Below are 2,628 nucleotides of genomic sequence, written 5' to 3' on the forward strand. Positions count from 1 at the left end.
GTAAGTGATCCAGCAAGCACATCCTTGTCGGGTTTCGATGAAAGGCGCAACCTTCAGTCTGTTCAATTTCGGAGCAGGCAGATATGTCGAAGGGAATGCAATACTGGTCGGATCACTTAGCAGCCATTGCCGTCGAAGGCATCCAAACCAAGGCTTACGCCAAGCGGGAAGGCTTGTCGGTGTCGGCGTTGTACTACTGGCGCAAGCGCATAAAGGATGCGGCATCAAGTACGGTCGTCGCCCCAGCGGTGGCGCCACGCGCTGGCAGCCAGTTTGTGCCGGTGCAGGTGCGCGACGTTTTTCATCCGGTGCCGTGTTCGTTAAGCGTGGCGCCCGGCGTACGCTTGGAGCTTGCTCAGTTGCCCACACCCGAGTGGCTGGCTGCCTTGGCTGGGGCAGTCGCCCGGCAGGTGCGCTAAATGCATCCGGGTAGCCGCATCGGGGCGGTGTATTTGTGTCGCGCGCCGGTGGACTTTAGGAAGCAGATCGATGGCTTGGCCGCCCTGGTCGAGCAAGAGCTGGCGATGAGTCCGTTTGGCGATGCACTCTTTGTCTTTGTGAACCGTCAGCACAACAAGGTTAAGGCGTTGTATTGGCATCGAAACGGGTTCTGTTTGTGGCAAAAGCGGCTGGAAAAGGAGCGCTTTGCGTGGCCTGAGTCCGGCGGCGGTGCACCCATCCATAGCCTGACATTGCAGGAGTTGGAGTGGCTCTTGGAGGGCTTCGATTTATGGGCAAATAAACCGCATAAAACCCTGAATTATCAGGCCGTTTCATAGGAGAATCGGGTAAAATACGGGCATGCCGTTTCACGCCCAAAAGCCCGCCCGCGAAGCGTTAAAACCTGGCCTTTCTCTGCCGGGTTTGCGCGCCGTTCTGCCCAAAACACAAAGTGATTTGGAAGCGCTGCTGCGCGCCGAGCGCGCGCGCGTCCAGACCGAAACACACGCCACGATGCAGGCCGATATCGGCGCCCGAGTTGACGCTGAGGTAGTGCGTCGACTTGACGCCGAGGTCGCCCGCCGAGTTGACGCGGAGGTCGCCCGTCAGGTTCAGGCCGAAGTGGCCCGGCAGTTGACGGCTGAAGTCGATCGCCGCGTCGCTATCGAAGTGGCCGTGCAAGTGCAAAAGCTCCTGGAGGAAATTCGGCTGGCCCGCCACAAGATGTTTGCCGCCAGCAGCGAAGCGCACCTGGGCCAGGGGTTGCTGTTCAACGAAGTCGAGGCGTTGGCCGATGCCAGCACCGATGCGCCCGATCAAGAGCTCGACGACGGCAGCGACGAGAACAATCAGAAAAGCGGCGCAGGCTCACGCTCCTCGGGTCGCGGCAAACGCCGCCCCTTGCCCCCCGAACTGCCTCGCGTGGACATTATCCTGGACGTGCCCGAAGCCGAGCGTCTGTGCGCCTGCGGCAAGCACATGGTCAAGATTGGCGAAGAAGTCAGCGAGCAGCTGAACATCATGCCGATGCGCATCGAGGTGCTGCGCACAATACGGCCTCGGTATGCCTGTCCGGGGGGCGACTCGGCCCCCGTGATTGCGCCCGTGGCGCCCACGGCGCTGCCGCGCAGCAACTTTAGCGCCAGCTTCCTGGCCATGCTGCTCACAGTCAAGTATGTCGATGGCCTGCCGCTGAATCGCTTTAGCCGCGTGCTCGAGCGCAGCGGTGTAGAGATCCCGCGCCAGAGCCTGGCGCGCTCGGCCATCAACGTGTCCAAGGTGCTGCAACCCTTGCACAATCTGGCACGCGACGCCTTGCTGGACTCGGCTGTCATTCATATGGACGAAACCACCGTCCAGGTGCTCAAGGAACCCGATAAGGCGCCCACCTCGCAAAGCTACATGTGGGTGCAGCGCGGCGGGCCGCCGGGCAAACCGGTGATCCTGTACGACTACGACCCGAGCCGCTCGGGGCAGGTGCCGCTGCGCCTGCTCGAAGGCTGGCGCGGGTATCTCATGACCGACGGCTACGACGGTTATAACGCGGCGGTACGCGCTGGCGGGATCGAGCACTTGATTTGCGCGGCCCACGCACGCCGCAAATTCGTCGAGGCCAAACGGGTCCAGACCAAAGGAAAACGGGGCCGCGCCGACCAGGCCATCGAGTACTTCGCTCGCCTGTACCGTATCGAGCGCGAGTGCAAGGACGCCACTGACGACGAACGTTTGCAAGCCCGGCAAGCGCGCAGCCTGCCGGTGCTGGCCGCCTTGCGCGAGTGGCTCGATGCGGCGCTGCCAGCCGTGGCGCCCAAGACCAAGCTGGGCGAAGCGCTGGCGTACCTGAATAAATACTGGTCGCGCCTGGTGCGCTACACCGAGCGCGGTGACCTGCCCGTGGACAACAATGCCGTCGAGAATTCCATCCGCCCCTTCGTGATTGGAAGAAGGGGCTGGATGTTCGCGGACACACCGGGCGGCGCCCACGCCAGCGCGGTCGTCTATTCGTTGGTCGAAACGGCCAAGGCGAATGGTCACGAGCCCTACACCTGGCTTAAGTACGTGCTGGAACGGTTGCCGCTGGCAAAAACGGTTGAAGACATCGAGGCATTACTCCCATGGAATGTGGATAGCCAACAGGTTGCCATGGATCTTGCTGCCTGAAAACCCTGTGCTTCATGGATCGCTTAC

3 protein-coding genes are annotated in these 2,628 nt (G+C 61.8%); all 3 read left to right on the plus strand.

Annotated elements, in window-relative coordinates:
• Positions 1 to 83 precede the first annotated feature (83 nt).
• From tnpA to tnpC, 3 genes are read left to right on the plus strand one after another with little or no spacing between them, the layout of a single operon-like run.
• Positions 84 to 419 (plus strand): IS66 family insertion sequence element accessory protein TnpA, encoded by a 336-nt coding sequence (gene tnpA, locus CR155_RS20535; RefSeq protein ID WP_102071915.1) that lies wholly within the window; start codon positions 84 to 86, stop codon positions 417 to 419.
• The gene (gene tnpB / locus CR155_RS20540) at positions 420 to 779 is read left to right on the plus strand and encodes an IS66 family insertion sequence element accessory protein TnpB (RefSeq protein WP_102071916.1); all 360 of its coding nucleotides are present in this window, start codon (positions 420 to 422) and stop codon (positions 777 to 779) included.
• A 22-nt stretch (positions 780 to 801) separates the two neighbouring features.
• A complete protein-coding gene (tnpC, locus tag CR155_RS20545) occupies positions 802 to 2,601 on the plus strand; it encodes an IS66 family transposase (RefSeq protein WP_102071917.1) in 1,800 nt (599 codons plus the stop codon).
• Positions 2,602 to 2,628: the final 27 nt, after the last annotated feature.

Origin of the sequence: Pollutimonas nitritireducens (genome assembly GCF_002849615.1) — a bacterium.
Lineage (GTDB): Bacteria > Pseudomonadota > Gammaproteobacteria > Burkholderiales > Burkholderiaceae_B > Pollutimonas > Pollutimonas nitritireducens.